General features: G+C 77.1%; 25 protein-coding genes. 13 read left to right on the top strand and 12 right to left on the bottom strand.

What is annotated here, in order from left to right; all coding sequences use genetic code 11:
• Positions 1-129: 129 nt before the first annotated feature.
• Positions 130-258: a hypothetical protein gene (locus tag LY71_RS24505; RefSeq protein WP_281261615.1), complete on the top strand. Its 129-nt coding sequence runs from the start codon at positions 130-132 to the stop codon at positions 256-258.
• 17 nt (positions 259-275) lie between these two features.
• Here the strand turns inward: LY71_RS24505 and LY71_RS15835 are convergent, their stop codons facing one another.
• Complete coding sequence (locus tag LY71_RS15835) at positions 276-764, bottom strand: DnaJ family domain-containing protein (protein WP_170121383.1); 489 nt, start codon at positions 762-764, stop codon at positions 276-278.
• 34 nt (positions 765-798) lie between these two features.
• Between LY71_RS15835 and LY71_RS15830 the strand changes: the two genes are divergently transcribed.
• Positions 799-1326 (top strand): NUDIX domain-containing protein, encoded by a 528-nt coding sequence (locus LY71_RS15830; protein WP_106279345.1) that lies wholly within the window; start codon positions 799-801, stop codon positions 1324-1326.
• A 16-nt stretch (positions 1327-1342) separates the two neighbouring features.
• Here LY71_RS15830 and LY71_RS15825 read toward each other — a convergent pair whose 3' ends face one another.
• Positions 1343-1918, bottom strand: coding sequence for an NADPH-dependent FMN reductase (locus LY71_RS15825; protein WP_106279343.1), 576 nt, complete (start codon positions 1916-1918; stop codon positions 1343-1345).
• A 234-nt stretch (positions 1919-2152) separates the two neighbouring features.
• On the opposite strand from LY71_RS15825, the gene LY71_RS15820 reads away from it, so the two are divergent.
• Positions 2153-3166 carry an ATP-dependent DNA ligase gene (locus LY71_RS15820; protein ID WP_106279341.1) on the top strand — a complete coding sequence of 338 codons (1014 nt, stop codon included), beginning with the start codon at positions 2153-2155 and terminating at the stop codon, positions 3164-3166.
• Here the strand turns inward: LY71_RS15820 and LY71_RS15815 are convergent.
• The 4 genes from LY71_RS15815 to LY71_RS15800 all read right to left on the bottom strand — a co-directional run bounded on the left by LY71_RS15815 (position 3163) and on the right by LY71_RS15800 (position 11177).
• Positions 3163-3666, bottom strand: coding sequence for a MarR family winged helix-turn-helix transcriptional regulator (locus LY71_RS15815; protein WP_106279339.1), 504 nt, complete (start codon positions 3664-3666; stop codon positions 3163-3165). The genes LY71_RS15820 and LY71_RS15815 overlap by 4 nt on opposite strands.
• 32 nt (positions 3667-3698) lie before the next feature.
• Complete coding sequence (locus tag LY71_RS15810) at positions 3699-4661, bottom strand: sensor histidine kinase (RefSeq protein WP_170121382.1); 963 nt, start codon at positions 4659-4661, stop codon at positions 3699-3701.
• A 156-nt stretch (positions 4662-4817) separates the two neighbouring features.
• A complete protein-coding gene (locus tag LY71_RS15805; RefSeq protein WP_106279335.1) occupies positions 4818-9920 on the bottom strand; it encodes a SpoIIE family protein phosphatase in 5103 nt (1700 codons plus the stop codon).
• Positions 9921-9977: 57 nt separating this feature from the next.
• Positions 9978-11177 carry a DUF6986 family protein gene (locus LY71_RS15800; protein ID WP_106279333.1) on the bottom strand — a complete coding sequence of 400 codons (1200 nt, stop codon included), beginning with the start codon at positions 11175-11177 and terminating at the stop codon, positions 9978-9980.
• 40 nt (positions 11178-11217) lie between these two features.
• On the opposite strand from LY71_RS15800, the gene uraD reads away from it, so the two are divergent.
• Genes uraD through pucL form a run of 3 tightly spaced genes read left to right on the top strand, consistent with a single transcriptional unit; the run spans position 11218 to position 12982 of the window.
• Positions 11218-11715 carry a 2-oxo-4-hydroxy-4-carboxy-5-ureidoimidazoline decarboxylase gene (gene uraD / locus LY71_RS15795; protein WP_106279331.1) on the top strand — a complete coding sequence of 166 codons (498 nt, stop codon included), beginning with the start codon at positions 11218-11220 and terminating at the stop codon, positions 11713-11715.
• Positions 11712-12029, top strand: a complete 318-nt coding sequence (uraH, locus tag LY71_RS15790) for a hydroxyisourate hydrolase (protein WP_106279328.1) — start codon at positions 11712-11714, stop codon at positions 12027-12029. The genes uraD and uraH overlap by 4 nt, the downstream gene beginning before the upstream one ends.
• A 47-nt stretch (positions 12030-12076) precedes the next feature.
• Positions 12077-12982: a factor-independent urate hydroxylase gene (pucL, locus tag LY71_RS15785; RefSeq protein ID WP_106279325.1), complete on the top strand. Its 906-nt coding sequence runs from the start codon at positions 12077-12079 to the stop codon at positions 12980-12982.
• 12 nt (positions 12983-12994) lie between these two features.
• Here the strand turns inward: pucL and LY71_RS15780 are convergent, their stop codons facing one another.
• From LY71_RS15780 to LY71_RS15760, 5 genes are all read right to left on the bottom strand, one after another.
• Complete coding sequence (locus tag LY71_RS15780; RefSeq protein WP_106279323.1) at positions 12995-13474, bottom strand: hypothetical protein; 480 nt, start codon at positions 13472-13474, stop codon at positions 12995-12997.
• Positions 13475-13527: 53 nt separating this feature from the next.
• Positions 13528-15120: a methyl-accepting chemotaxis protein gene (locus tag LY71_RS15775; protein WP_106279321.1), complete on the bottom strand. Its 1593-nt coding sequence runs from the start codon at positions 15118-15120 to the stop codon at positions 13528-13530.
• A 211-nt stretch (positions 15121-15331) separates the two neighbouring features.
• On the bottom strand, positions 15332-16435 hold the full coding sequence (locus tag LY71_RS15770) for a class I SAM-dependent methyltransferase (RefSeq protein WP_106279319.1): 1104 nt from the start codon (positions 16433-16435) through the stop codon (positions 15332-15334).
• 113 nt (positions 16436-16548) lie between these two features.
• Entirely contained in the window at positions 16549-17661 is a 1113-nt protein-coding gene (locus tag LY71_RS15765; protein WP_106279316.1) for a class I SAM-dependent methyltransferase, read from the bottom strand.
• Complete coding sequence (locus LY71_RS15760; protein ID WP_106279314.1) at positions 17658-18572, bottom strand: haloalkane dehalogenase; 915 nt, start codon at positions 18570-18572, stop codon at positions 17658-17660. The genes LY71_RS15765 and LY71_RS15760 overlap by 4 nt, the downstream gene beginning before the upstream one ends.
• Before the next feature lie 282 nt (positions 18573-18854).
• On the opposite strand from LY71_RS15760, the gene LY71_RS15755 reads away from it, so the two are divergent.
• Together LY71_RS15755 and LY71_RS15750 are read left to right on the top strand one after the other, a co-directional pair.
• Positions 18855-20672, top strand: coding sequence for a S8 family serine peptidase (locus tag LY71_RS15755; RefSeq protein WP_106279312.1), 1818 nt, complete (start codon positions 18855-18857; stop codon positions 20670-20672).
• 4 nt (positions 20673-20676) lie between these two features.
• On the top strand, positions 20677-23295 hold the full coding sequence (locus LY71_RS15750) for a putative bifunctional diguanylate cyclase/phosphodiesterase (RefSeq protein WP_106279310.1): 2619 nt from the start codon (positions 20677-20679) through the stop codon (positions 23293-23295).
• Between the two features lie 51 nt (positions 23296-23346).
• On the opposite strand, the gene msrA is transcribed toward LY71_RS15750, so the two are convergent.
• Positions 23347-24000: a peptide-methionine (S)-S-oxide reductase MsrA gene (gene msrA / locus LY71_RS15745; protein WP_106279489.1), complete on the bottom strand. Its 654-nt coding sequence runs from the start codon at positions 23998-24000 to the stop codon at positions 23347-23349.
• 101 nt (positions 24001-24101) lie between these two features.
• Between msrA and LY71_RS15740 the strand changes: the two genes are divergently transcribed.
• From LY71_RS15740 to LY71_RS15720, 5 genes are read left to right on the top strand one after another with little or no spacing between them, the layout of a single operon-like run.
• Positions 24102-25124, top strand: a complete 1023-nt coding sequence (locus LY71_RS15740) for an NADP-dependent oxidoreductase (protein WP_106279308.1) — start codon at positions 24102-24104, stop codon at positions 25122-25124.
• Between the two features lie 43 nt (positions 25125-25167).
• On the top strand, positions 25168-25362 hold the full coding sequence (locus LY71_RS15735) for a hypothetical protein (RefSeq protein WP_106279306.1): 195 nt from the start codon (positions 25168-25170) through the stop codon (positions 25360-25362).
• Positions 25359-26057 (top strand): alpha/beta fold hydrolase, encoded by a 699-nt coding sequence (locus tag LY71_RS15730; RefSeq protein ID WP_106279304.1) that lies wholly within the window; start codon positions 25359-25361, stop codon positions 26055-26057. Before LY71_RS15735 ends, LY71_RS15730 begins: the two co-directional genes overlap by 4 nt.
• Positions 26058-26086: 29 nt before the next feature.
• Entirely contained in the window at positions 26087-26485 is a 399-nt protein-coding gene (locus LY71_RS15725; protein WP_106279302.1) for a DUF1622 domain-containing protein, read from the top strand.
• Entirely contained in the window at positions 26482-26766 is a 285-nt protein-coding gene (locus LY71_RS15720; protein WP_211297371.1) for a DUF1622 domain-containing protein, read from the top strand. Before LY71_RS15725 ends, LY71_RS15720 begins: the two co-directional genes overlap by 4 nt.
• The last annotated feature ends 7 nt before the right edge of the window (positions 26767-26773 follow it).

Here is a 26773-nt window from a genome sequence, read left to right as displayed (position 1 = left end):
GGGGGCAGCGGGGTCCCGAGACCGACCCCGCCGCCCGCCGGGCACTGGTGGACGAGCTGTTCACTGCAGGAACAGTTCCCCGGGTTCGTCCACCGGCCCGCCGGGCCGGTGGACGCCCACCACGACCAGGTGCGCTTCACGTGGCACCTCGGCCCCGAGGGCGCCGAGCCCCCGGTGACCGGCTTCGACGTCGCCGTCACCGACGGGGACGGCCGCATCCGCACCGTGCTCGGCTTTCTCGACCGCGTGCCCGGGTGACCGCCGGAGGGAAGCCCTCACCCGCGCCGCCGCTGCCACCAGCGGCGGCGCGGTGGCGCGTCCGGCACCCGGGCGGCCGGCGGCTCGGGCGGCGGGGGCGGCCGGTCCGCGCGCCAGCCCTCGACCAGCGCCTCGACGTCGGCCAGGCCGGGCACCGGCGACCAGCGGCTCTCCTGCGGGCGGCGCCAGAACGCCTCGACGCGGGCGTTGTAGTCCTCGGCGACGGCGCGGACCGCGCCCTCCGAGGGCAGGCCGGCCACCCGCTCGGGCAGCTCGTCGCGCTCCCGGCGCAGCCGCAGGCCCGGCGGCAGCATCTCGGCGGGCCGGATGCCCTCGCGGCGGGCCTTGGCGATCGCCCAGTCGTACACGGTCTCGTCGGGGTCCCACGCCGGCAGCGGCTCGCCGGCACCGCGCAGGCCGGTGAAGTCGCCGCGCTGCTGCGCCTGGCCGATCTGCCGCTCGACCCAGGTCTCGAAGGACACCCCGGGCGGCTTGCGGTCGGTCACGCCCCCATGCTCCGCCTCTGCCAGGCTCACGTGCATGCGGACGACGGGCAGCCGGGAGGTCTACCGCAACCCCTGGATCCGGTTGCGCGAGGACACCGTCGAGCGGGCCGACGGCTCCACCGGCGTCTACTCGGTCGTGGAGAAGCCGGACTTCGCCCTCGTGGTCGCCGCCGAGCGGGACGGGTTCTGGCTGGTCGAGCAGTTCCGCCACCCGGTCGGCCGCCGGGCGCACGAGTTCCCGCAGGGCACCTGGACGGCGGGCAGCAGCGGGACGCCGGAGGAGCTGGCCCGCGCCGAGCTCGCCGAGGAGACCGGGCTGCGGGCCGGCCGGCTGGAGCACCTGGGCCACCTCGACCTGGCGCCGGGGCTGTCGACGCAGGAGTTCGACGTCTGGCTGGCCACCGACCTGACGCCCGGCCCGACCGCCCGCGAGGTGACCGAGGCCGACATGGTCGCGGTCTTCGTCCCCGAGGCGGAACTGCGGGCGATGGTCCGCGACGGCCGGTTCACCGACGGCCCGTCACTCGCCGCCTACGCCCTCCTGCTCCTGCACGGCCTCTGACGAGCCCCGGGCCGGGTCACGCAGCGGCGCGGAGGGCGCGCAGGGCCGGGGTCAGCCGGGCCAGCTCGTCGAGCATCGCCTTGCCGCCGGCCTCCAGCTCGGGGTTCGGGACGAAGCGGTCGTCCTCGCCGATGAACCGGGTGAAGAAGGGCACCGACACCGCCTCGACCACGGGCAGCACGCGCAGCGCGCCGAGCACCGGCTTGAGCGCCGACGACGCCCGCAGGCCCGCCGAGACGCCGCCGTAGGTCACCAGCCCGGCCGCCTTGTCGGCCCACTCGGCCGACAGGTAGTCCAGGGCGTTCTTCAGCGAGGCCGGGAACGAGTGGTTGTACTCGGGGGTGACGAAGACGAACGCGTCGGCGCGGGACACCGTCGCGCTCCAGTCCCTCGTGTGCTGGTGGGTGTAGCGCTGCAGCCGCGGGTGGTCGGGCTCGTCGAACACCGGCAGCCCGACGGCGGCGAGGTCGACCAGCTCGACGTCGAACCCCCCGTGCTCCCGGGCCAGCTGCGCCACCCACTCGGCGACGGCGAGGCCACGGCGGCCGGGGCGGGTGCTGGCGGCGACCACCTGCAGGACGGGACGGGACACCGGGACCTCCGGGGACGGCGGGACGACTCGTCGACCCCAACCGCCGACGGGGCGCGGTGCGTCCCGCACGCCGCGTGACGTCGGCCGCAGCCCGGAACCCGATCGTGCCTGGACACCGGCACCCCGGCCGCGCCGCCCGCCGGATCCGTCGCGCTGGGTGGCGACGTGCCCTGAAGGGGTGATCCGGCAGCTCAGGGGCCTGCGCAGCCGCCGGGGAGCCCCGAGGCTGTCCCGGTGCCGCTCTCCGTCCCCGGGTTGCCGGGCCTGCCGCCGGACCTCGCCGGGCCGGTCGCGGTGCAGCTGGCCAAGCCGGTGCGGGACCTGCCCCGGGCCGACGCGCTCCCCGGCGGCTGCCGGTACGAGCCCAAGTGGGACGGCTACCGCCTCGTCGTGGTCCGCGACGGCGGCGGCACCCGGCTGTGGTCCAAGCAGGGCCGCGACCTCACCGACCGCTTCCCCGACGTCGCCGCGGCCGCCCGCGCGCAGCTGCCGGCCGGCACCGTCCTCGACGGCGAGGTGGTCGTCTGGAACGGCGAGCGCCTCGACTTCGGCCTGCTGCAGCGCCGCATGGTCACCCCCGTGTCGCGCATGGCCGCCCAGGCCGCCGCGCACCCCGCCTCCTACGTCGCCTTCGACCTGCTGGCCGCCGGCGGGGAGGACACCCGCACCCGGCCGCTGCGCACCCGCCGGGCCCGGCTGGAGGAGCTGGCCTCCCGCTGGGTGCCGCCGCTGCAGCTCTCGCCGGTCACCGCCGACCCGGAGGAGGCCCGCGGCTGGGCCGCCGACCTGCGCCCGCTCGGCGTCGAGGGCCTGGTCGCCAAGGGCGCGGCCACCCGGTACGCCGGCGGGCGGCGGGAGTGGCTCAAGGTCAAGTCCTGGGAGACGACGGAGGTGCTCGCCGGCGGGGTGATCGGCACGCTCGAGCGGCCCGGCCAGCTGGTGGCCGGGCGCTACCGGGACGGCGAGCTGGTGGTCGTGGGCCGCACCAGCCCGCTCTCCCCCGCCGCCGCGGCCGAGCTGGCCGCCGTCCTCGCCCCCGCCGGGCCGGACCACCCGTGGCCCGACCGGATCGGCACCGGCCGCTTCGGCGGCGGGCGGCTCTCGGTGCCGCTGACCCGGGTCGCGCCCGGCGTCGTCGTCGAGGTGAGCGCCGACGCCGCGCTGCAGGCCGGCGTCTTCCGCCACCCCCTGCGCTTCGTCCGCGTGCGCCCGGACCTGCGCCCCGAGGACGTGCCGCCCGCGGACTAGGGACGCTGGGGCAGCCGTCCCAGGGTCACCAGGAACCGGCGCAGCAGCCCGGCCAGCTGGTCGAGCTCGGCCGGGGAGAGCCCGGCCAGCAGGCCGCGCTCGGTCTCCAGGTGGTCGGGCAGCGCCGCGTCGAGCGCGGCCCGGCCGGCCGCGGTGAGCGTGACCACGACGGCCCGCCCGTCGGCCTCGCTGCGCGTGCGGGTGATCAGCCCCTTGTCCTCCAGCCGGTCCAGCCGCTGGGTGATCGCCCCGGAGGTCACCAGCGCCGTGCGCATGAGCGCGGTGGGGGTCAGCTGGTAGGGCGCGCCCGCCCGGCGCAGCGCGGCCAGCACGTCGAAGGCCGGGGCGTCGAGGCCGTGCCGGGCGAAGGTCGCGCGCTGGGCGAGGTGGACCTCCCGCTGCAGCTGGGTGATCCGGCCGATGACCCCCATCGGGGAGCAGTCCAGGTCGGGACGCTCCCGCGCCCACTGCTCGAGGATGAGGTCGACGGCATCCTCCACCCGGATACCTCAGCAGTGAGCGATCGGCAGCGTCAAGCCGCCGCGGGCCGGACCAGCGCGGTGCCGAGCCGCACCGTCAGGCCGGCCGGGCCGGGCACCAGGTCGACGGAGTCCCAGAGCTTGCGGGCCAGCCACAGGCCCATCCCGCCGGCGGCCAGGTCGTCGCCGTGGGCGGGGAGGAACCCCGCGAGCGGGTCGTCGAAGGAGCGGCCGGAGTCGGTGACGGTGCACACGACCCGGGTGTCGTCGGCCCACACCCGCGCCGACACCGGCCGCCGCCCGTGCCGGAAGGCGTTCGCCGCCACCTCGCTCACCGCCAGGTGCAGGTCGGCGCGCTGGTCCTCGTCGGGCACCCGCTCGGCCAGGACGCGCCGGAGGGCGCCGCGCAGGGCCGGCAGGGTGGGCACGCCGTCGACGGCGAACACCGGCCGGCCCTCCTCGACCGGCTCCCGGACCCGGGCGAGCTCGCGCAGGTAGAGCTCGGGCCGGTGGTAGTCGCTGCTGGCGACGCGGATGCCGCCCATGAGCAGCTCGGGGTGGGTGTGCCGCGCCGCGGTGACGACCGCGGCGGGCAACCGCTCGCGGTCGTAGAGGCACAGCGCCGTCACCGGCGCCCGGGCCATCAGCGCGTTGGACACCGACTCGTAGCGCCGCACCTCGCGCCAGCGCAGCGGGTCGGTCCCCCACTGCGGCTCGGCGACGACGCGCAACCGGCCCGAGCCGCTGGTGCGGGCCCGCTCGAGCAGCCGCCGGAGGACGACCAGGGCGTCGGGTGCCCGGACCCCCCGCAGGCAGATGCGCTCGTCGTCCGCCACCTGCCCGGCGCGCGCGCCGATCGTGCGGCGCACCGCCTCGGCGACCTCCGGGGGGAGGGCGAGGACCGGCAGGTCGCCCTGGCGCAACCCCTCCTCGACGGCGGCGGCGGCCACCGCGACCAGCTCGTCGGGGGAGTGGACCGCCGCCGCGGTGTGCGAGAAGGACGCGTGCGCGCGCACGGGACGTCCCGGCTCCGCCTGCGTGGCGGAGCCCCCAGCGAGTGGATCCACTGGCCCCTCGACCGTTCCGGGCCGGTGGGTCCCAGCCGTCCACACACCATTGTGGAACACCGGCGGGGACGATTCCTGTCGGGGTGCCACCGGCACCCCACCGGGCTACCGGCGCCCCAGCTGCCCGCCGAGCACCAGCACCCGCTCGGCCGCCGAGCCCGGCTCGGTCCGCACGTCCAGGACGGCCCTCCGGGCGGCCGCCGCCGAGCGCAGCTCGAGGACCAGGTGCACGCCGGCGCTGGCCAGGTAGGTGACCGGCCGCAGGTCGAGCACCGCCCGCGCGCCCGGCGTCAGGTCCCCGAGGGCCCGCAGCGCCTCCGCCCGCATCGCGGGGGTCACCGCGAGGTCGACCTCGCCGGTGACCTCGAGGCGCAGCCCGTCGCCGTCCCGGTGCACCGACAGCCGCGCCGGCTCGACCGCCGACGGCGCGACGGCGCGGCGCACCGGCGGGTCGGCGGGTCCCGGCCCGGCCGGGACGAACCGGAACCGCACCGTCGTCCCGGCGCCGTCGGCGCCGGAGCCGTCGGGCGTGCGGGCCACCTCGACGTCGCGGGCGAGAGCGGAGATCAGCTCGAGCCCGCGGCCACGGTGGCCGGGGTCGGCCGGCACCGGCCGCCAGATCCCCTCGTCGCGGACGCAGACGTCGACGCAGCCGTCCGCGGTCCGCTCCAGGCGGTACTCGCACCGGCCCTCGCCGCCCGTGGCGGCGTAGGCGTGCTCGACGGCGTTGGCCAGGGCCTCCCCCAGGGCCAGCTGCAGGTCGTCGAGGCTGTCCTCGGGAAGCCCGGCGGCCAGCGCCCAGGAGGTCACCGTGCGGCGGACGCGGCTGAGCCGGGCGGGGTCGGCCGGCAGCGTCTCGTGCACCGGCGGGGGCGTGAGCCGGGCGGCGATGACGGCGACGTCGTCGGGCGGGGTGGAGTCGTCGAGCACCTCGGCGAGCAGCGCGCGGGTCAGCCGGGCCGGGTCCGCGGCGGCCAGTCCGGCCGCAGTCGTGGTGAGCCGCTCCAGGCCGGCGTCGAGGGACTCGCCGCGCCGCTCGACCAGACCGTCGGTGTAGAGCAGCAGCGTCGCCCCGGGCGCGACGGTGGCGCTGCCCTCGGTGTAGGGCCGCCGCCCGGGGGCGCCGAGCACCGCGCCCGCGCCGTCCTCGAGCAGCGTGGCCGTCCCGCCGGCGAGCAGCAGCGGCGGCAGGTGGCCGGCGCGGGCCCACCGCACCTCGCCGGTCTCGCAGTCGAGGACGAGGCAGGCCGCCGTGGAGGCCCGGGCGCCGGGCAGCCGCGCGGCGAACCGGTCGAGCAGCTCCAGCGCCGCGGCCGGCGGGGTGCCCTGCAGCAGCGCCGTGGACAGCGCGCTGCGCAGCTGCCCCATGACGGCGGCCGCCGCGGGTCCCTGGCCGACGACGTCGCCGACGGCGACGGCGACCCGCCCGCGGTCGAGCTCGACGACGTCGTACCAGTCGCCGCCGGCGGAGCTGCCGGCGGCGCCGGGCAGGTACTCGGCGGCCAGGGCCAGGCGGTCGAGCCGCGGCAGCTGCTGCGGGAGCAGGTCGCGCTGCAGCGTGGAGGCGATGTCCTGCTGGGCGCGGTAGAGGCGGGCGCGGTCGAGCGCCTGCGCGCACTGCTCGGCGACGGCCAGCAGCATGCCGCGCTCGGGCGCGGCGAGGCGGCGGACCTCGGGGAAGCCGATGCCCACCACGCCGACCGCCCGGCCGGCCACCACCAGTGGCAGCGCGACGACCGAGGCCAGGCCGAACGCGGCCAGCGCCGCCGCCTGCCCGTCAGCGAGCCCGCCGCGGGCACCGGGCCAGTCCGCCGGGTCCTCGATCCACACCGGCCGCCGCTCGCTGACCGCGGTGGTGACCGCCAGCGGCGCCGACAGCGGGATGCGCGCCCACTCCTGCTCGGCCTCGGGGGCCGAGCCGGTCAGTGCGAGGAGGCGCAGGTCGCGGCCGGAGTCGTCGAGCTCGAACAGGCCGACCCGGCTGCCGTGGCCGGTCAGCGTCCCCACCTGGCCGACCGTGGCCCGGGCGACGTCGACCGGCGCGGTGGCCGCCGACAGCTCCGCGGTGACCCGCTGCAGCAGGCCCAGCCGGCGGGCGGCGGCCCGCTCCTCGGCGAGCAGCAGCGCGTTGTCCAGGGCGAGCGCGGCGCGGGCGGCGATCTCCTCGGCGAGCGCCCGGTCGTCCTCGTGGAAGGCGGGGGCGTCGTCGTGGCGGCCCAGCGCCAGCACCGCGCGGACCTCCCCGCGCACCGTCAGCGGCACCACCAGCGCCGAGCTGAGGTCCAGCCGGACGCCGGAGTCGCCGGGCCCCGCCAGCCGCGGCCGCAGCTGCGACTCGCCGGTGTCGAGGACGGTCCGGCCCAGCCCGGCGTGCGGGTCGAGGCCGGCCAGCAGCTCCGCGGTGTCGTCGTGGACGCTGGCCCGGCCCACGTAGCGCAGCCGGCCGTCGTCGCCCACCACGCGGACGGTGCAGACGTCGGCCAGCCGGCGCTCGACCACCAGCCGGGCGAGCCCGGCGAGCTGGCCCTCCACCTCGGTCTCCCGGTCGAGCGCGGTGCCGACCTCGGCGAGCAGCGTCTGCCGCTCGGTCTCCCGGTAGCGGGCGTTGATGTCGGTGCAGCTGCCCACCGCACCCTGCCGGGGGTCCCCGCCGATCGGCACGCCGCGCTCGAGCAGCCAGTGGTGGGCGCCGTCGGCGCGGCGCAGCCGGAACTCGACCTCCCAGCCCTCGCCGCGCTCCAGCGCCGCGGCCACCGTCCGCGCGTAGCGGTCGCGGTCCTGGGGGTGCAGGCCCTCGCGCCAGCCCGCGTCGAGCTCGTCCTCGGCGGGACGGCCGGTGTAGGCGCTCCAGCCCGCGTTGAGGAACACCCGGCGGCCGTCGCCGTCGGCCACCCAGATGAGCGCCGGCGCGAGGTCGGCCATGGCGGTGAACCGCTCCTCGGCCGCGCGGCGCGCCCGGCCCAGCTGCAGGTGGGCGTCGACGCGGGCCAGCAGCTCCTGCGCGGAGAACGGCTTGACCAGGTAGTCGTCGGCGCCGGCGGCCAGGCCCTCGACCGCCGCCTCCTGCCCGGCGCGGGCCGACAGCAGGAGGACGGGCACGCGGGCGGTGCGCGGGTCGGCGCGCAGCGCGGCCAGCAGCGCGACGCCGTCCAGGCGCGGCATCATCACGTCGCTGACGACGAGGTCCGGCGGGTCGGCCTGCGCCGCCTCCAGGGCGGCCTGCCCGTCGCCGACGGCCTGCACCCGGTGCACGGGGGCCAGCAGCCGGACGACGTAGTCGCGCATGTCGGCGTTGTCGTCGGCCACCAGCACCCGGCCGGCGCGGGCCGGGACGGTCTCCGGCGCGCCCGCCCGGACGGACTCGCCGCCGGGCAGCCAGCGCAGTGCCTCGGTGACGTAGGAGCCGGCCGCCGCGGAGACGGCCGGGACCTCCGGGACGGCCGGGGCGATCCGCTCGGCGGGCAGGTGGCCGGTGCCCGTGGGCAGCGCGACGGTGAAGGTGGTGCCGACGTCGGGCGTGCTGTCGACGTCGATCGTGCCGCCGTGCAGGCCGACCAGCTCGCGGACCATCGCCAGGCCGATGCCGCTGCCCTCGCCCGACCGCGCGCGGGCGCCGGTCACCCGGGTGAACCGCTCGAACAGCCGGGGCAGCTCCGCGGCCGGGATGCCGGTGCCGGTGTCGGCCACGGTGAGCACGGCGGCGCCGCCGTCCTCGGCGTCGTCCCCGCCCTCCTGCCGCAGCCGCACGGTGACCCCGCCGGTGAAGGTGTACTTCAGCGCGTTGGAGAGCAGGTTGAGGACGACCTTCTCCCACATGTCCCGGTCGACGTGCACCGGCTGCGCCAGCGGCGGGCAGTCGACGGTGAGGGTGAGGCCGGCCCGGTCGAAGGCCGAGCGGAAGACGCTGGCCAGCTCGGCGGTGACCGCGGCGAGGTCGACCGGCTCGAAGCGCGCCTCGATCCGGCCGGCCTGCAGCCGGGAGAAGTCGAGCAGGGTGTTGACCAGCTTCTGCAGCCGCAGGGCGTTGCGCTCGACGACCTCGAGCTCCTCGGCCACCCGGGCGTCGGCGGCGGCCACCGGGGAGGACCGCAGCTCGGCGACCGGACCCATGATCAGCGTCAGTGGGGTGCGGAACTCGTGGCTGACGTTGCTGAAGAAGTCGGTCTTGGCCCGGTCGAGCTCGGCCAGCGCCTCCGCGCGGCGCCGCTCGGCCTCGTGGCTCCCGGCGTTGAGCAGCCCGGAGGCGATCTGGCCGGCGACCAGCTCGAGGAAGCCGCGGTAGGTGTCGTCGAGCCGCCGGTGCGGGTTCAGGCCGACGACGAGGAAGCCGGCCACCGCGGCGGTGCCCGGGGCGGAGGAGGCCACCGGCACCACGAGGGCCTGCTCGGGCGGGCGCTGCCAGGCGCCGGTGGGCAGGCCCGGGAGCCGGCGACCGACGTCCTCGACCAGGACCTGCTCACCGGCGCGCAGCCGCCCGACCGGCCAGACGGGGTCGGCGTTCCCGGCGGCGATGCGCTCCGGGGCGGCCGGCGAGCCAGGCGCGAGGCCGGTCGTGGCGCCCAGCCGGGCGGTGCCGTCGTCGTCGAGCAGGTAGGTGGCGCTGAAGGGCAGGTCGGCGCCGTTGCGGCCGAGCTGCGCGCTGACGGCGGCCAGCACGTCGGCCTCGGTCCGGGTGGCGGCGACCGCCGTCGCCAGGTCGCGCAGGCAGGCCATCCGGCGCTCGGAGAGGACCCGCTCGGTGTTCTCCGTGACGACGCAGAGCATCCCGGCGGTGCGGCTCGCGTCGTCGTGGACCGGGCTGTAGGAGAAGGTGTGGTAGGTCTCCTCCGGGTAGCCGCTGCGCCGCAGGAACAGCAGCAGGTCCTCGTCCCAGGTGGCGATCCCGGTCTCGAGGACCGACTCGACGCGCGGGCCCACCTCGTCCCAGATCTCCGACCACACCTCGGCGGCCGGACGGCCCAGCGCCCACGGGTGCTTGCCCTGCAGCGTGTCGTGCCGGTAGGCGTCGTTGTAGAAGAACGACAGCTCGGGACCCCACGCGGCCCACATCGAGAAGCGCGAGGTCAGAACGATCCGCACGAGGTTGCGCAGCGCGGAGGGCCACTGCCCGGGCGGGCCGACCGGGGTGGCGGCCCAGTCGCGGGCGGCCATCTCCCGGCCCACCTCGCCGCCGTCGGCGAACAGCGCGGCGGACGCGTCCTGACTCACCGCGCCACCACGCCCAGCAGACTAGGCGCTGCCCCCGGCCCCCCGCCGGGGCGGGCGTCAGCGCCGCCCGGCGAGCGACTCCAGCGTCGCCCGACCGGGTGCACCGGCCGCCGTCACCTCGGCGTCGTCGAACGCGCCGCAGTCCAGGCCGCGCAGGACCACCCCGGCCAGGGCGCGGGCGGTGGCCGGCTCGTCGAGGACGCCGCCGTCGACCCGCTCGACGTAGGCGGCCAGCCGGGCGGCCGCGGCCGGCAGCGCCCCGCGGAAGAACGCGTAGGTGGCGACGTACCGGGTGACCAGCTGCGCCGGGTGCAGGTCCCAGCCCTGGTGGAGGCCGCGCTCCAGCGCCCGGCGGACCAGGCCGGCGTGCACCCGCCACCCGGCGTGCACCTGCTCCCGCGACCCGACGGGCAGCACGTTGGTGGACCCGTCGACGGCGTGCGCCCCGGTGCCCGCCACCGCGACCTGCATCAGCTGCTTGGCCAGGTCGGCGGCGGGGTGGTCGGAGGCCTGGTGCGCCGCGGCGATGCCCAGGGAGGCGCTGTAGTCGTAGGTGCCGAAGTGCAGGCCGGTCAGCCGCGGGCCGGCGGCGTGCACCATCCGCGCCAGCGTCACCGCGCCGTCGGCGCCGAGCACCGCCTGCGGCGTCTCCACCTGCAGCTCCAGGTCGAGCGCGACGCCGTGGGCGGCCTCCAGCGCGTCGAGCACCGGCAGGAAGGCGCGCACCTGCTCGACGTCGGTGACCTTGGGCAGGGTGACGGTCGGCCGCGGAGCGCCGGCGGCGGCGAGGAACAGGTCCAGGGAGCGGACGCCGCGGCGGCGGGTCGGGCCCTCCAGCGACCTGGCGCGGATGCCCACCGACGGCGGCGCGGTGCCGGCGGCGAGGTCCGCGGCGACGGCGGCCGCGGCGCGCCGCACGTCGTCGTCCTCGTCCTCCGGCCGGCCGCGGTAGCCGTCCTCGGCGTCGACCCGGAGGTCCTCGACCGGCTCGGCGGCGAGCTTGGCCCGCACCCGCGGCAGCACCTCGTCCAGCAGCGCGGCCGGGTAGCCGAGGTCGGGCAGGCCGTGCTCGTCGAGGGCGGCCAGGGCGGCGGCGCCCCACGCGGCGGCCACGCCGGGGACGACGGCGTCGGCCGGCACGTAGCAGGTGTGCACCGGCTGGCGGCGGGGCCGCTCCCCCGGCCAGGCGGCCCGGCGCGCGGCGTCGACCGGGGCCAGCCGACGGTCGAGCTCCGCGTAGACGGCGTCGTCCAGCAACGCACCCTCCCTCGGCCGGCCGGGCTGCCATCCTGTCACCGTGTCCCGCCTCGACGAGTTCAACAGCCGGCCCGCCGACGCCGCCGTCGAGGCCCTGCGCGCCTGCAACGCCGCGCCGCGGTTCGCCGCCGGGCTGGTCGCCGGCCGGCCCTTCCCCGACGTCGACACCCTCGTCCGCCGCGCCGGCGAGGTCGCCCGCGCGCTGCCGTGGGACGAGGTGGAGCTCGCGCTGGCCACGCACCCGCGGATCGGCGACCGGGTCGAGGGCGGCTCGGCCGAGGCGGCGGCCTCCCGCCGCGAGCAGGCGTCGATGGGCGGGGCCGACGACGACACCCGCGCCGCGCTGGTCGAGGGCAACCGGGCCTACGAGGAGCGCTTCGGCCACGTCTACCTGATCCGCGCGGCCGGCCGGTCGCCCGAGGAGGTGCTCGCCGAGCTGCGCCGCCGGCTGGACAACGACGCCGAGGCCGAGCGGGCCGAGGTGGTCGAGCAGCTGGCCCAAATCTCCGAGGCACGGGTGCGGGAGCTGGTCTCGTGAGCGTCTCCACGCACGTGCTCGACGCGGTCGCGGGGCGGCCGGCCACGGGGATCGCCGTCCGGCTGTACGCGGGTGAGCAGCTGCTCGCCCAGGGGGTGACCGACGCCGACGGCCGCTGCCGGCTCACCGAGGAGGCCACCGTCGCCGGCCCGCACCGGCTGGTCCTCGCCACCGGGCCGTGGTTCGACGGACACGGGGTGGCCGCGTTCTGGCCGGAGGTGACGCTGACGTTCACCGTCACCGCGCCGGCCGAGCACCACCACGTGCCGCTGCTGCTCTCGCCGTTCGCGTACTCGACGTACCGCGGGAGCTGACGGCGCGCGTTCCACGTGCAACACCGGCGTCGGGCAGGCTGCGCGGCATGGCGATCGTGCTCGGACCCAACCAGTACGGGAAGGCGGAGGTCCGCGTGGTCGCGGTCGACCGCAGCTCCCCCCGCCACGAGCTGGTCGACCTGGACGTGAGCACCAGCCTGCGGGGTGACTTCGCGGCCGCGCACACCCGGGGCGACAACGCGCACGTGCTGACCACCGACGCGCAGAAGAACACCGTCTTCGCCTTCGCCCGCGACGGCGTCGGCTCCCCCGAGGCGTTCGGCCTGCGGCTGGCCCGCCACCTCGCCGGCTCCTACGACTGGATCACCGGCGCCCGCGTGGCGGTGGAGTCCTACGGCTGGGAGCGGATCCCCGTCGGCGGGCGGCCGCACGACCACGCCTTCCGGCGGCCCGGCGGGGAGGTGCGGACCGCGGTGGTCACCGTGGACGGTGGCGAGGCGCACGTGCTGGCCGGCCTGGCCGACCTCGTCGTCCTCAAGACCACCGGCTCGGAGTTCTGGGGCTTCCCGCGCGACCGCTACACCACCCTGGCCGAGACCCGGGACCGCGTCCTGGCCACCGCGGTCACCGCCCGCTGGCGCTACACGTCGGCGGACCAGGACTGGGACCCCGTCTTCCACACGGTCCGGACGACGCTGCTCGAGACCTTCGCCGCCACCCACTCCCTCGCGCTGCAGCAGACGCTGTACGCGATGGGCGAGGCGGTGCTCGAGGCGGTGCCGGAGGTCGCCGAGGTGCGGATGTCGATGCCCAACCGGCACCACTTCCTGCAGGACCTGTCGGCGTACGGCCTGTCCAACACCCCCGGCGAGGACGACGTGCTCGTCTACCACGCCGACGACCGGCCCTACGGCCTCATCGAGGGGACCGTGCTGCGCGACGACGTCCCGCCGGCCGAGGTCGCCTGGCTGGGCACCCCCGGCTTCTGCTGAGGACGGCGGCGGTCAGGGCGGGGTCTCGACCCCGATGCCGCCCATCACGGCCCACCCGTGCAGCCGCAGGTCGGCGCCGCGCGGGTCGTCGGTGCGCTGCACCCCCGGCACGAGCCCGACCCCGCCGGCGAGGGCGCGCGCCCCGGACCACACCCGCCACCCCGGCGGCACCCGCACCGCCGCGCCGCCCATCACCGCGCGGACGGTGACGTCGACGCCCCCGGGCACCGGCGCCAGCCCGGTCAGGTCGACGTCGCCGCCGGCCATGACCACGTCCAGCCCGACCCGGGAGAGCGCCGGGTTGCGCGGCCGCAGCTGGGCGCCGCCCATCACCCGCACCCGCCGGACCACGGTGCTGCCGTCGTCCCCCTCGTCCGCGAGCAGGGACCACACCAGGCCCGCCACGGCGACGGCGCCCTGCACCACGAACGCCAGGCCGATCCACGGCCGGGCACGGCGCAGGCGGGACGGGGTCCGGGACGTCGTCGGCACGGGCCCAGGGTGCCCGCACGGGGCACTCCGGGGCCAGCCCTCCCGGCGCCCGCTCAGTAGCGGAAGTGGGCCACCGAGGACTGCAGGCCGGAGGCCAGCCGGGCCACCTCGTCGATCGCCGCCCGGGCGTCCTCCATGGCCCGCGTGGTCGAGGTGCTCGCCCCCGCCACCGCCTGGATGTTCTCGGCGATCTGACCGGCCGAGAGCGCGGCCTCGGCGACGTTGCGGTTCATCTCCGTCGTCGTGGCCGTCTGCTCCTCCACCGCCGCGGCGATGGTGCCCTGGGAGTCGTTGATCAGGCCGATGATCGAGGAGATCTCGCCGATCGCGGTGACCGCGCCCTCGGTGTCGGCCTGGATGGCCTGCACCCGGGCGGTGATGTCCTGGGTGGCCTTGGCCGTCTCCTGGGCCAGCTCCTTGACCTCGTTGGCGACGACGGCGAAGCCCTTGCCGGCCTCACCGGCGCGGGCGGCCTCGATGGTGGCGTTGAGCGCGAGCAGGTTCGTCTGCTCGGCGATGTTGGTGATCACCTTGACGACGCTGGCGATCTCCAGCGACGACTCGCCCAGCTTGGCGACGGTGGAGGTGGTCGAGTCGGCGACGGCGACGGCGTGCGAGGCGACTCGGGCGACCTCGCTGGCGTTCTGGGCGATCTCGCGGATGGAGACCCCCATCTCCTCCGAGCCGGCGGACACGGTCTGCACGTTCTGCGACACCTGCTCGGCCGCGCCGGCGACGACGCCCGACTGGTCGGCGGACTCCACGGCCAGCCGGGCCAGGTCCTGCGCCGAGGCCGACAGCTCCTCGGTGGCCGAGGCCAGCGTGGTGGAGCTGTCGCCGATCGTGGCCAGCACGGTCCGCATGGTCCCCATCGAGGCCTCGAGCGCGACGGCCATCCGGCCCACCTCGTCGCGGCTGTCGATCCCGGTGGAGCCGCGCAGGTCGCCCTCGGCCATCGCGGCGACGACCGCCCCGACCCGGCGCAGCGGGCCGACGACCGAGCGGGTCACGGCCCAGCCGAGCAGGCCGAGCACGAGGACGGCGGCCGCGGCGACGGCGAGCACCAGCGGTCCCGCCGAGCCGAGCTGGCCGGTGGTCTCCTCCGCGGCCGCCTCGGCCTGCCGGCCGACCGCGTCGCCGACCGTGGGCAGCTCCTCCTCGAGCCGGGTGAAGGCCGCGAGGAACTGCGGGTAGCCGTTCTGCGCCAGCCGGACGTCCTGCGCCGCCGTCGTGACGACCTGGGCGGCCGCGGCGAGGTACCCGTCCACCGCCGGTGTCACGGCGGCGACGGCCGCGTCGACGTCGTCCCCCACGCCCACGGCGACGACCGCGTCGAGGTGCTCCCGCAGGGCGGTCGAGTGCTCCTCGAGGTCGGCCTGCGCGGCCCGGTGGTCCTCGACACGGCCGGCCTGGGCGGCCTGCAGCGCCTGGAGCACGTCGGCGCGGATGGCGTCGTGCATCATGTCCGCCTCGAGCCCCTCCGCGGTGGCGCGGGTGGTGTCGAGCAGGACCGCGGTGCGGTCGCTCGCCCCGGCGAACTCCTGCACGGCGATGAGCGTCACGGCACCGAGGGCGAGCGCCCCGGCACCGACCAGCGCGGACAGCTTGACGCCCAGCGGGCGGTCGGACCAGGTGTTGCGCGACATGGGGCTCTCCCGGAGCGCGGTGGACGGCGCAGCGGTGCGCCGGTGCCCTGTCCATCGGCGGCGACCCGGGGAAGTCCAACCGAATCGCGCACACCCGGGGTCCTTCGCGGTTCCGGTACGCGCGGGGGCGCCACTGCGGGCGTTCCCCGTGCGGTGCCGGCGCCGCAGGACCGGCACCGCGCCAGGAACACCCGCGATGCGGTGGGCCGGCTCAGCCGGTGCGCAGCCGGTAGAAGCGGAAGAGGTCGTGCGCGACGGAGAGCACGTCGACGCCGGTGAACCCGGCGGCGCGGGCGTAGCCGGCCAGCGTCTCGGGCCGCATCACCGTCCCGGTCCCGGCCGACGGCCGGGTGGAGAGCCCGTCGGGCAGGCAGCAGGTGAGGCTGTAGCCGTACATCAGCCGCTCGACGCCGTCGCCGGGCGCGGTGAACCGCTCGGCCACCGGCTCGTCGACGACGAGCACGGTGCCGTCCGGGCGCACCATCCGGCGCATCGCGGCGAGCACCGCGACGGGGTCGGCGAGGTCGTGCACGCACTCGAAGGCGGTGACCAGGTCGTAGCCGCCCGGCTCGCCGGCCTGCGCGGCGTCCGCCGTGGTGAACCGCACCCGGTCGGCGACGCCGTGCTCCTCGGCGTTGCGCCGGGCCTGCTCCACCGAGGGCTCGTCGACGTCGAACCCGTCGACCCGGGCCGCCGGGTACGCGCGGGCGATGCCGATGGCCGACCAGCCCATGCCGCAGCCGACGTCGGCCACCCGCCCGCCGGCCCGCAGCGCCTCGTCCACGCCCGGGACGGCCGGGAGGTCCTGCGCGGCCATCGGGCCGAGGAAGTAGGCGCGGTTGGCGGCGGCCTGGGCGTCGCGGGCGTCGCCCATCTCGGCCCAGGAGAGCCCGCCGCCGCTGCGGTAGACCTCCAGCAGCCGGGGCACCTGGCGGGTGAAGACCAGCGCGGCGTGCACGAACGGCGGTGTGTAGGCGAGGTCGTCGCGGTCGACGAGCACGGGCCGGTGCGCCTCGGGCAGCGCGTACCGCCGCTCGTCCGGCGCGGCGGCGACGTCGTCGACCGTGAGGATCCCGGTCACCGCCTGCTGCTCGAGCCACTCGCGGGCGTAGCGGGCGTCGGTGCCGGTGCGGGCGGCCAGCTCCGGGGCGGTCGCCGGGGCGTCGGCCAGCGCGCGGTACCAGCCGAGCTCGCTGCCGAGGTGGACGGCGGCCAGCTCGAGGCCGGCGGTGACGGCCTCGAGGAGGCGGTCGGCCAGGGCGGTGGTGGCGTCGGCGGTCGGGGTCTCGGTCGGGGTCTCGGTCGTCGTCGTCATGCCCCCCGACCGTGGCCCCCCGCTCGGAGCACGACCAGGGACCTCGGTCCTCGTCCCGTGGCCCCTGCAGGGACCCGCCCCGAGCGTGCGAGGGATGAGGGGCAGGGGGTCCTTCACCACCGCCGGGTGGAGACGCTGACGGTGTAGCGCCGGTCGTGCGCTGCGGCCCGGGTCGGCCCGACCAGCCGGCGCAGCGCCGCCCGGTGCGGCAGCCGGTTGTTCCAGACCGCCCACAGCTCGCCGCCGGGCCGCAGCAGCCGCGCGGCGGCGGCGAAGAGCCGGTCGGCCGCGGCGGTGACCAGGGCCGCGCCGACGTGGAAGGGCGGGTTGCAGACGACGAGGTCCACGCTGCCGTCGGGGAGGGACCCCGCGGCGTCGTCCCGGAGGACCGCCACCCGGTCGAGCCCGGCGCGGGCGAGGGTGGCCCGCGCGGAGGCGACGGCGGCGGCGGACTGGTCGGTGGCGGTGACGGCGAGGTCCGACCGCGCGCGGGCGAGGGCGGCGGCCAGCACGCCGGTGCCGCAGCCGAGGTCCAGCGCCGTCCGGGCGCCCGGTGCCGCGCCGGGCAGGGCGGCCAGCAGCAGCCGGGTGCCCTCGTCGACCCGCGTGCCGGCGAAGGCGGCGCCGTGCGCGCAGACGTCGAGGTCCAGGGCGGCGTCGTGCCGGCAGCGGGGGAAGGTCGAACGCACCCCCGGACGCGGCCCGCGGGCGACCAGCACCCGCGACTTCTGCCGGGCCAGCGTCGCCGACACCTCGGTGAAGCCGGCGCGCAGGACGTCGTTCATGCCGAGCGTCATGTGCTTGACCCGCCCGCCCACGAGCAGGACGACGTCCGGGCCGGCCGCCGCGGCGGTGAGCTCGGTGAGCTCGCGCAGTGCGTCGAGGCCCTTGGGCGCCCGGGCCAGCACCAGCGTGGCGCCGTCGAGCAGTCCGGCGTCCAGGCCCCCTGGCCGGTAGCTGCCGGCGAGGCCGGTGCGCCCGGCGTTGAGCGCCAGCGCCCGCTCGCCGACCAGCAGGTCCTGGTGCACCCGGACGTCGGTGGCGCCGGCCGCGACCGCCCCGAGCGTGAGCGCGCCGTAGGCGTCGTCGACGACGACCACCCGCTGCCCGGCCAGGTCCGGCACGGTGTCGAGCAGCAGCCGGTCGGTGGCGTCGACGGCGACCAGGTCGGGCGCGTCGACGTCGGGCTCGCGGCGCAGCCGGTCGAGGACCTCCGCGGGGGTCACCGCGGCGTCGCGGCGACGAACCCGGCGACCACCCGGCCGAGCTCGGCGCCGACGTCCTCCTGCAGGAAGTGCCCGCCGCCGCGCAGCGTCGTGTGCGGCAGGCCCCGAGCGCCGGGGACCAACCGCTGGAAGACCCGGTCGCCGCCGCCGGTGATGGGGTCGGCGTCGGAGAACGCGGTGAGGAACGGCTTCTCCCAGCGGGTGAGCACCTCCCACGCCGCCCGGTTGGCCGCCGACGCCGGGTCGTCGGGCGCCGTGGGGACCAGCGCCGGGAAGACGCGGGCGCCGGCCTTGGACGCCTCGTCGGGAAAGGGCGCGTCGTAGGCGGCGACCACCTCCGGCGGCAGCGGCGTCACCGTGCCGTTGGCCACCACCCGGCCGACGTCGAACCGCCGGGCCGTGGTGGCGAAGCGCTGCCAGGCGAGGAACGCCTCGCTCATCGGGGTGTCGCCGGTGGGCAGCCCGGTGTTGCTGACGACGACCCGCGCGAACCGGTCGGGGTGCTCGGCCACCAGGCGCAGGCCGACCAGCCCGCCCCAGTCCTGGCCGACCAGCGTGACGTCGACCAGCGCCAGCCCCTCGAACAGCGTCTGGCGCATCCACTCCACGTGCGCGGCGTAGCTGTAGGCGGCGGGGTCGGTGGGCTTGTCGGAGCGGCCGAAGCCGACCAGGTCGGGCGCGACGACGCGCAGCCCGGCGGCGGTGAGCTCCGGGATCACGGAGCGCCAGAGGAAGGACCAGGACGGCTCGCCGTGCAGCAGGACGACGACCTCGCCGCCGGCCGGGCCGACGTCGACCACCGCGACGCGCAGCGGTGTGCCGTCGCCGGCGTCGAAGGTGACGTAGGTGGGCGGGTACGGGAAGTCCGGCAGCGCGGTGAACCGCTCCTCCGGCGTGCGGACGACGTCCATCCCGGCCCTCCCGAGGCTTAGGAAGCGATCCCCACGTCCGGCGGCCCGCGGACGTGCGTAGAGCTTCCTATGCCGCGTCCCCGGCGGCTGCGTCTGCCCCGGAGGGATGAGGGCCGGCGCGCTCGCCGTACTCCCCGACCCCCGGGTGCCGATCACATCCCGTGCACCACCAGGCACAGGGATGTGCACCGACACCAGGAGGTATCGCGGAGTGAGCACGAGAGCAGGGGTCCGGCCCGACGGGGTCCGGGCCGCACGAGGCGTGTCGTGGGGTGATCCCGCATGAACGCGCGCCGGTGGGCGACGCTCACGGTCGTCGCCGCACTGGGCGGCGGACTGGCCGGCCCCGCCACCGCGGCGGCGGCCACGGCGGGTTCCGCCGCGCCCGTCGACGTCATCGTCCGGGAGCTGCCGGGCACCGGGGACGGTCCGGAACGGGCCGTCGAGTCCTTCGGCGGCACGGTCGGGCGCGGGCTGGGCATCATCGACGCCTTCAGCGCCCGCGTCCCGGCCGACCGGCTGGGCGCGCTGCGCGGCGTGCCCGGCGTCGACTCGGTCACCGAGAACGCGCCGGTGCACCTGACCAGCACCGAGGTCGAGGCGGCCAACGCGCTGCCGGGGTCGCTGGACGTCATCACCCGCGACGTCATCGGTGCGGCCGGCATGTGGGACCGCGGCTTCACCGGCCGGGGCGTCGACGTCGCCGTCATCGACTCCGGCGTCGTGCCGGTCGACGGGCTGTCGGCACCGGGCAAGGTCGTGCACGGACCGGACCTCTCCTTCGAGGCCTCGTCCTGCTCGGGCAACCGGTGCTCCGCCAGCCCGGCGCGGTACCTGGACACCTACGGGCACGGCACGCACATGGCCGGCATCATCGCCGGCCGGGACGCCGCCACGCCCAGCCCGGTGACCGGCGCCGAGAACTCGACCTTCACCGGGGTCGCCCCCGACGCCCGCATCGTGAGCGTCAAGGTGGCCGACTCCCGGGGCGCGACGGACGTCTCGCAGGTCATCGCGGCGATCGACTGGGTCGTGCAGAACAAGAACCGCAACGGGCTGAACATCCGCGTGCTGAACCTGTCCTTCGGGACCGACGGCGTGCAGGACTACCGGCTCGACCCGCTCGCCTACGCCGCCGAGGTGGCCTGGCACAGCGGGATCGCGGTCGTCGTCGCGGCCGGCAACGGCGGCTACGGCAGCGAGAAGCTCAACGACCCGGCCTACGACCCGTTCGTCATCGCCGTCGGCGGTGTCGACGGCCGGGGCACCCACGGCACCGGGGACGACGTCGTCCCGTCGTGGTCGAGCACCGGGGACGGCACCCGCAACCCCGACCTCGTCGCGCCCGGCGCGTCGGTGGTCGGCCTGCGGGCGCCCGGCTCCTTCCTCGACGCCCAGTTCCCGACGGCGCGCACCGGTGAGCGGTTCTTCCGCGGCAGCGGCACCTCGCAGGCCGCCGCGGTGGTCTCCGGGGCGGCGGCGCTGCTGGTGCAGCAGCGGCCGGACATCACCCCCGACCAGCTCAAGGCGCTGCTGCGCGGCACGGCCAAGGCCCTCCCGGCCGCGGACCCGGTCGCGCAGGGCCGCGGGATGGTGGACCTGAAGACGGCCTGGACGGCGGCGACCCCGTCGGCGTCCTCGGCGGCCCAGACCTGGCCGCGGTCCACGGGCCGGGGCAGCCTCGAGGCGGCCCGCGGGTCGGTGAACCTCGTCCGCGACGGGGGGACCCTGGAGGGCGAGGTCGACGTCACCGGGCGGGCCTGGGACCCCGCGCTGGTGACCGCGGCGTCGGCGTCGCGCACCGCGTGGAGCGGCGGCTCGGCGACCGCCTCCGGCTGGACCGGCGGTGCCTGGAACGGCCGCGAGTGGTACCCCAGCGGAACCGCCGGGCAGCCGCTCGGCATGTCCTGGTCGGGCATGAGCTGGTCCGGCATGTCGTGGTCCGGCATGAGCTGGTCCGGCATGTCGTGGTCCGGCATGTCGTGGTCGGGCATGTCGTGGTCGGGGATGTCCTGGTCCGGGATGAGCTGGTCCGGCATGAGCTGGTCCGGGATGTCCTGGTCGGGCATGTCCTGGTCCGGCGCCGGCTGGGGCGGGTAGCACCGTGACGACGACGGCGAACGGCGCTCCCGCCGCGGGCAGCCGCAGGCTCCGGCTGGGTCCCGCCCAGCGGATCCTGCTGCTCACGGCGGCGCTGACCGTGGTCGCGACGGTGCTGTTCGCCGTCGTCGTCCGCTCGCTGCCCACCCCCGCCGCGGCGCTGCCGCTGCCGTGGGTGGCGTGGGCGCTGGCCTTCGCGCTGACCGAGACCCTCGTGGTGCACGTGAAGTGGCAGCGCGAGGCGCACACCTTCTCGATGGGCGACCTCGTGCTGGCCGCCGGTCTCTTCCTCGCCCCGCCGGGCGACCTGGTCCTGGCGCAGCTCGCCGGCGCGACGGCCGCGTTCGTCCTGCACCGGCGCCAGCGCGGCGTGAAGCTGGCGTTCAACGTCGCGCTCTACGCCCTGGGCGGCGCCCTGGGCACCGCGGTGTTCGCCGCGCTCGGCGGCCCGGCGAACGGGCCGTGGGCGTGGGCGGCGGCGCTGGGCGCCGTCCTGGTCACCACGGTGCACGCCGACCTGGCCATCTTCGCCGCGATCAGCCTGTCCGAGGGCCGGGTCGACCCGCGCCCGCTGCTCGGCATGCTCGGCCTGTCGCTGCCCTTCACCGTCGGGTCGGCCGCGCTCGGGGTGATCGTCGCCCGCACCGGGGTCCAGGACCCCGCGTCCCTGGCCCTGTTCGCCCTGCCCACCGTGCTGATCCTCGCCGCCTACCGGGCCTACACCGGCGCCCGCCAGCAGCAGGACCAGCTGCGCCTCCTGCACGAGGTCACCTCGCTGCTGCACCAGAGCTCCGACCTCGACTCCGCGCTGACCGACTTCCTCGACTCCGTCCGCGGCGCCTTCCGCGCCGGGTCGGCCGAGCTGGTGCTGCTCGGGCACGGCGAGGACGACGAGGTCACCGTCACCCGCACCGCGCACGACGCCGACCCGCTGGTCATGGCACCGCTGGAGGACGTCGGTCCGGTGCGCGAGCTGCTGGCGGCCGGCCTGGCCTCCGGCGTCACCCCCGCCCGCGGCGGCCGGCCCGGCGGCACGGCGCTGGACGCCTACGCCCGCGGCCGCGGCATCGGCGAGGCGATGGTCTCGGTGCTGCGCACCGAGGACCGGGTGCACGGGCTGCTGCTGGTCGCCGAGCACGTCGGCGACGTCGGCACCTTCGGCCGCCAGGACCTCGCGGTGCTGGAGACCTTCGCCCGGCACGTGGCCACCTCGCTGGAGCGCGGCCGCCTCGAGCAGAGCCTGCACCACGTGACCGAGCTCAAGGAGCGGCTGCGCCGGCAGGCGCTGCACGACGGCCTGACCGGGCTGCCCAACCGCACGCTGTTCCTCGACCGGGCCCGGCACGCGGTGGCCGTGGCCGCCCGCACCGGCACCTGGCCGGCGGTGCTCTACCTCGACCTCGACGGCTTCAAGCCGGTGAACGACACCCACGGGCACGAGGCCGGCGACCAGCTGCTGCGCATCGTCGCCGCCCGGCTCACCCGGTGCCTGCGGGCCGACGACACCGTCGCGCGCCTGGGCGGCGACGAGTTCGCCGTCCTGGTCGAGGGCCCCGTCGCCGAGGACTACCTCCGCGAGGTGGTCGACCGGATCGAGGCCGCCGTGGGCGAGCCGGTGGACCTCGGGAACGGCCGCCTGGTCTCGATCGGCGTCAGCGTCGGCGTGGCGCTCGGCGACGGCGGGACCGCGGACGCCGACGCCCTCGTCCGCTCCGCCGACGACGCGATGTACCGGGTCAAGCGCAGCCAGGAGCCCCGCGGGGCCCGCGTGCCGGTGCCCGCGGAGGCCGACCCGACCGCCGAGCTGGCCCGCGCGATCCGCGACGGCGAGATGCGGGTGGTCTACCAGCCGCTGGTCGACCTGCGCACCGGCCGCCCCACCGGCGCCGAGGCGCTGGTCCGCTGGGAGCACCCCGTCGACGGCCTGCGCACGCCCGACCGGTTCATCGGGCTGGCCGAGCGGACCGGCCTGGTCGTCGAGATCGGCGCGCTGGTGCTGCGGGAGGCCTGCGGCCAGGCCGCCCGCTGGACCGCGGCCCGTCCCGACGCGGCCGGCCTGACGGTGACGGTCAACGTGTCCGCCCGGCAGCTGTCCGCACCGGGGTTCACCGACGACGTCGCCGCCGTGCTGGCCGACACCGGCCTGGCCGCCCGGCACCTGGTGCTCGAGGTCACCGAGACCGCGCTCATGGAGGACCAGGAGACCGCCGCGGCCACGCTGCGGCGGCTGCGGTCCCTCGGCGTGCGCATCGCCGTCGACGACTTCGGCACCGGCTACTCGTCGCTGGCCTACCTCAGCCGCTTCCCCGTGGACCTGCTCAAGGTGGCCCGCGAGTTCGTCAGCCGGGCCGGCGAGGACGGCGACGCCGACGCGATCACCCGGGCGATCGTCGACCTCGCCGGCACGCTGGGGCTGCTCACCGTCGCCGAGGGCGTGGAGACCGGCCGGCAGTACGAGTTCGTGACCGCGCTGGGCTGCGACCTGGCGCAGGGCTTCCTGTTCGCCCGGCCGGTGCCCGCCGAGGTGGTGCACGCGATCCTCGCCGGGGTCGAGAGCACGCAGCCGGCCGCGCCGGCGCCGTCCCCCGCCCTCACCGGGACGCTGCTGGCCGCCTCGCTCTGAGCGACCGCCCTCCCCCTCGCCGTGCCCGCGAGGGGGAGGGGTGGTCCTTCCTCAGACGCCGGGCAGGCCGACCGGGCAGGAGACGCCGGTCGAGTGCACCGGGCAGTAGCCGTTCGGCACCTTGTACAGGTACTGCTGGTGGTAGTCCTCGGCGTAGAAGAAGTCGCCGAGCGGGGCGATCTCGGTGGTGATCTCGCCGTAGCCGGCCGCCGTCAGCCGCTCCTGGTACTGGTCGCGGCTGGCGCGGGCGGCGGCCTCCTGCTCCGGCGTGGCGTAGTAGACCGCCGAGCGGTACTGCGTGCCGACGTCGTTGCCCTGGCGCATGCCCTGGGTGGGGTCGTGGTCCTCCCAGAACACCTTGAGCAGCTCGCCGTAGCTGACGACGGCGGGGTCGAAGACGACGAGGACGACCTCGGTGTGCCCGGTGCGCGCCGAGCAGACCTCCTCGTAGGTCGGGTTGGGCGTGTAGCCGCCCGCGTAGCCGGCGGCGGTGGAGTAGACGCCCGGCACCTGCCAGAACACCTTCTCCACGCCCCAGAAGCAGCCCGCGCCGAAGACGGCGGTCTGCATGCCCTCGGGGAACGGCGGCTGGATGCGGTTGCCGTTCACCGCGTGGGTCTCCGGGACGTGCGGCAGGGGCTCGGGGCGACCCGGCAGCGCGTCGTCCTGCGTCACCGGCTGGGTCTTGTACCGGGAGAACAACATGATCCGAGCGTAGGACGGCCGCGCCACCCGGTGGCGCGCGATCGACCCGGCGGCGGCAGGATCGGCCGCGGACCCCGACCCGAGCCCCCAGGAGGCGTCCCGTGCCGATCCCCGCCCGCGAGTGGCACCTCGCCGCCCGGCCCCACGGCGAGCCGACCCCCGACGACTTCGCGCTGGTCGAGGTCGAGCACCCCGACCCGGCCGAGGGCCAGGTGGTGGTGCGCATGGTGGCCATGTCGGTGGACCCCTACATGCGCGGGCGGATGCGGCTCGGGCCCTCCTACGCCGCGCCGTGGGAGGTCGGCGAGGTGATGAAGGGCGGTGCCGTCGGTCGGGTGGTCGAGTCCCGCTCTCCCGACGTCCCCGAGGGCGCGCTGGTGCTCACCGACGCCGCCTGGCGCGACGTCGCCGTCCTCGACGCCCGGCACGTCCGGCAGCTGCCGGCCACCGAGGACCTGCCGCTCACCTACTCCCTCGGCGTCCTCGGCATGCCGGGCCTGACCGCGTACGCCGGGCTGTTCCGGGTGGCCGCCTTCCGCGCGGGCGACGCCGTCTTCGTGTCGGGAGCGGCCGGGGCGGTGGGCAGCGCGGTGGGCCAGTTCGCGAAGCTGCGCGGCGCCTCCGCCGTGATCGGCAGTGCCGGCACCCCGGAGAAGGTGGCCTGGCTGCGCGACATCGGCTTCACCGCGGCGTTCGACTACCACGACGGGCCGGTGCGCGACCTGCTCGCGCAGGCCGCACCCGACGGCATCGACGTGTTCTTCGACAACGTCGGCGGCGAGCACCTCGACGCCGCCCTCGGGGCGATGCACCTGCACGGCCGGACGACCATCTGCGGCGCCATCTCGTCCTACAACGCGACCGAGACGGTGCCCGGGCCGCGGAACTTCAGCTCGCTGCTGATAGCGAAGCGGCTGGCCGTCACCGGGCTGCTCGTCAGCGACCACACCGACCTGCAGGGGGAGTTCACCGAGGCGGTGTCGGGGTGGGTCCGGTCCGGGGAGCTCGTCGTCCGGGAGACCGTCTACGAGGGGCTGGAGAACGCCGTCCCCGCCTTCCTCGACCTCCTGAAGGGGGCCAACACCGGGAAGATGGTCGTCCGGCTGGCGCCCGACCCCGACTGACCCGGCGGTTGCACCGGCCCGGCCCCGGGCACACGCCCCGACCATGTGGCTCTTCCTCACCCGCCGGCTGCGGGTCTGGCTGATCGTGACCGTGCTGGTGCCGCTGGCCACCGGGGTGCTGCGCCGCGCCGGGCTGGCGCTGGAGCGGCGCCGCGGGCCGAACCCGGTGAGCCGGGCCCTGCTGCAGGCCGGTGACCTGGGCGACCGGGCGCGTGCCCGGCTGCGCGGCCGCCGTTGACGACCGCCGCCCGGGTCCCGGCCCTCGACCACACCGCGGCCACCGTCCCCACCCGCGCGGTGGCCGTCTTCGCCCACGGCGGCACCGTCGCCAGCGTGGAGCCGCCGCGGGAGCGGGCGCTGTCGCTGATCCGGATGCGCGCCATCCAGGAGGCGGTGTCGCGGGCCGGGGCCGGGCGCGGGGTGGACACCTACCTGGTGCGCTACCGGGTGGCGGGCTGGAACGGCGCGGCCGCCGACGCGCACGCCGACGTCCGCTGGGCGCTCGACCGGGTCCGCGAGCGGCACGGCGACGTCCCGGTCGTGCTGGTCGGGCACTCGATGGGCGGGCGTGCGGTGCTGCGCGCCGGCGACGACCCCTCGGTCGCGGCGGTGTGCGGGCTGGCCCCGTGGACGCCCCCCGGTGAGCCGGTCGACCACCTGCGCGGGCGCACCGTCGTGCTCGCCCACGGCCGCGGCGACCGGTGGGTGCCGGCCCGGCTGTCGGCCGACTTCGCCGTCCGGGCGCACCGGGCCGGGGTGCGGGTCGCCCGGTTCACCCTGCCCGGCGGGCACGGGATGGTGCGCGCGGTCGGCCGGTGGCACGCGCTGGTGCGCGACGTCGTCCTCGCGGGGGCCGGGCTGGCACCCGGGCGCCCCGACGTCCGGGCCGCCCTGGACGCGCCGCCGCCGGAGGGCCTCGCCGTCCCGCTGTGACCGCGCCCCGGCCCGGGTAGGGGGGCGGTGTGGAGGAGCTGCTCGCCGAGGTCGTCGGCGTCCTGGTCACCGTCGTCGAGGCCTGCGGGGCCGTCGTCATCCTGGTCGGGGCGGTGTGGGCGTTCGCCCGCTTCGTCTGGGTCGGCGTGCGCGGCCACGGGTCGCGGGCGTTCGTCCCGGTGCGGCTGACCCTCGGCCGGTTCCTCGCGCTCGGCCTGGAGTTCCAGCTGGCCGGCGACGTGCTCCGGACGGCGGTGGCGCCCAGCTTCCGCGAGCTCGGCCAGCTGGCCGCGGTGGCGGCGATCCGGACGGCGCTGAACTACTTCCTGTCCAAGGAGATCGCCGAGGAGCGGCGGCAGGTGGCCGAGGAGGCCCGGGAGGCGACCCCCGACCCCGCCGCGCCGGAGTCCCCCGGACGGACCGTGTGACCGGCCTGGGCGCGCTGCCCGGCGTCCTCGCCCTCGGCGTGAGCGGCCTGGCACTGGTGGCCGGCGCCCTGGCCCTGGTGGCCACCCGGCGGCCGGCCCTGGCGCTGGGCGTGCTGCTCGACCTGCTCCTGGCCGCCGGGCTGCTGCGCCTGGCCACCGAGCCGACCTGGACCTCGATCGCCACCGCGGCCGCCGTCGTCGCACTGCGCCGGCTGATCGGCGCCGGGCTGCGCGCGGGCGGCCGGGTGCTGGCCGATCCCTCTCCCCCGGCCCGCCGGTGACCGCGGC

The organism is Geodermatophilus tzadiensis (assembly GCF_003002915.1).
Lineage (GTDB): Bacteria > Actinomycetota > Actinomycetes > Mycobacteriales > Geodermatophilaceae > Geodermatophilus > Geodermatophilus tzadiensis.
The sequence above is the reverse complement of the archived record's forward strand: the minus strand, read 5'-3'. Positions and strand labels throughout refer to the sequence as shown.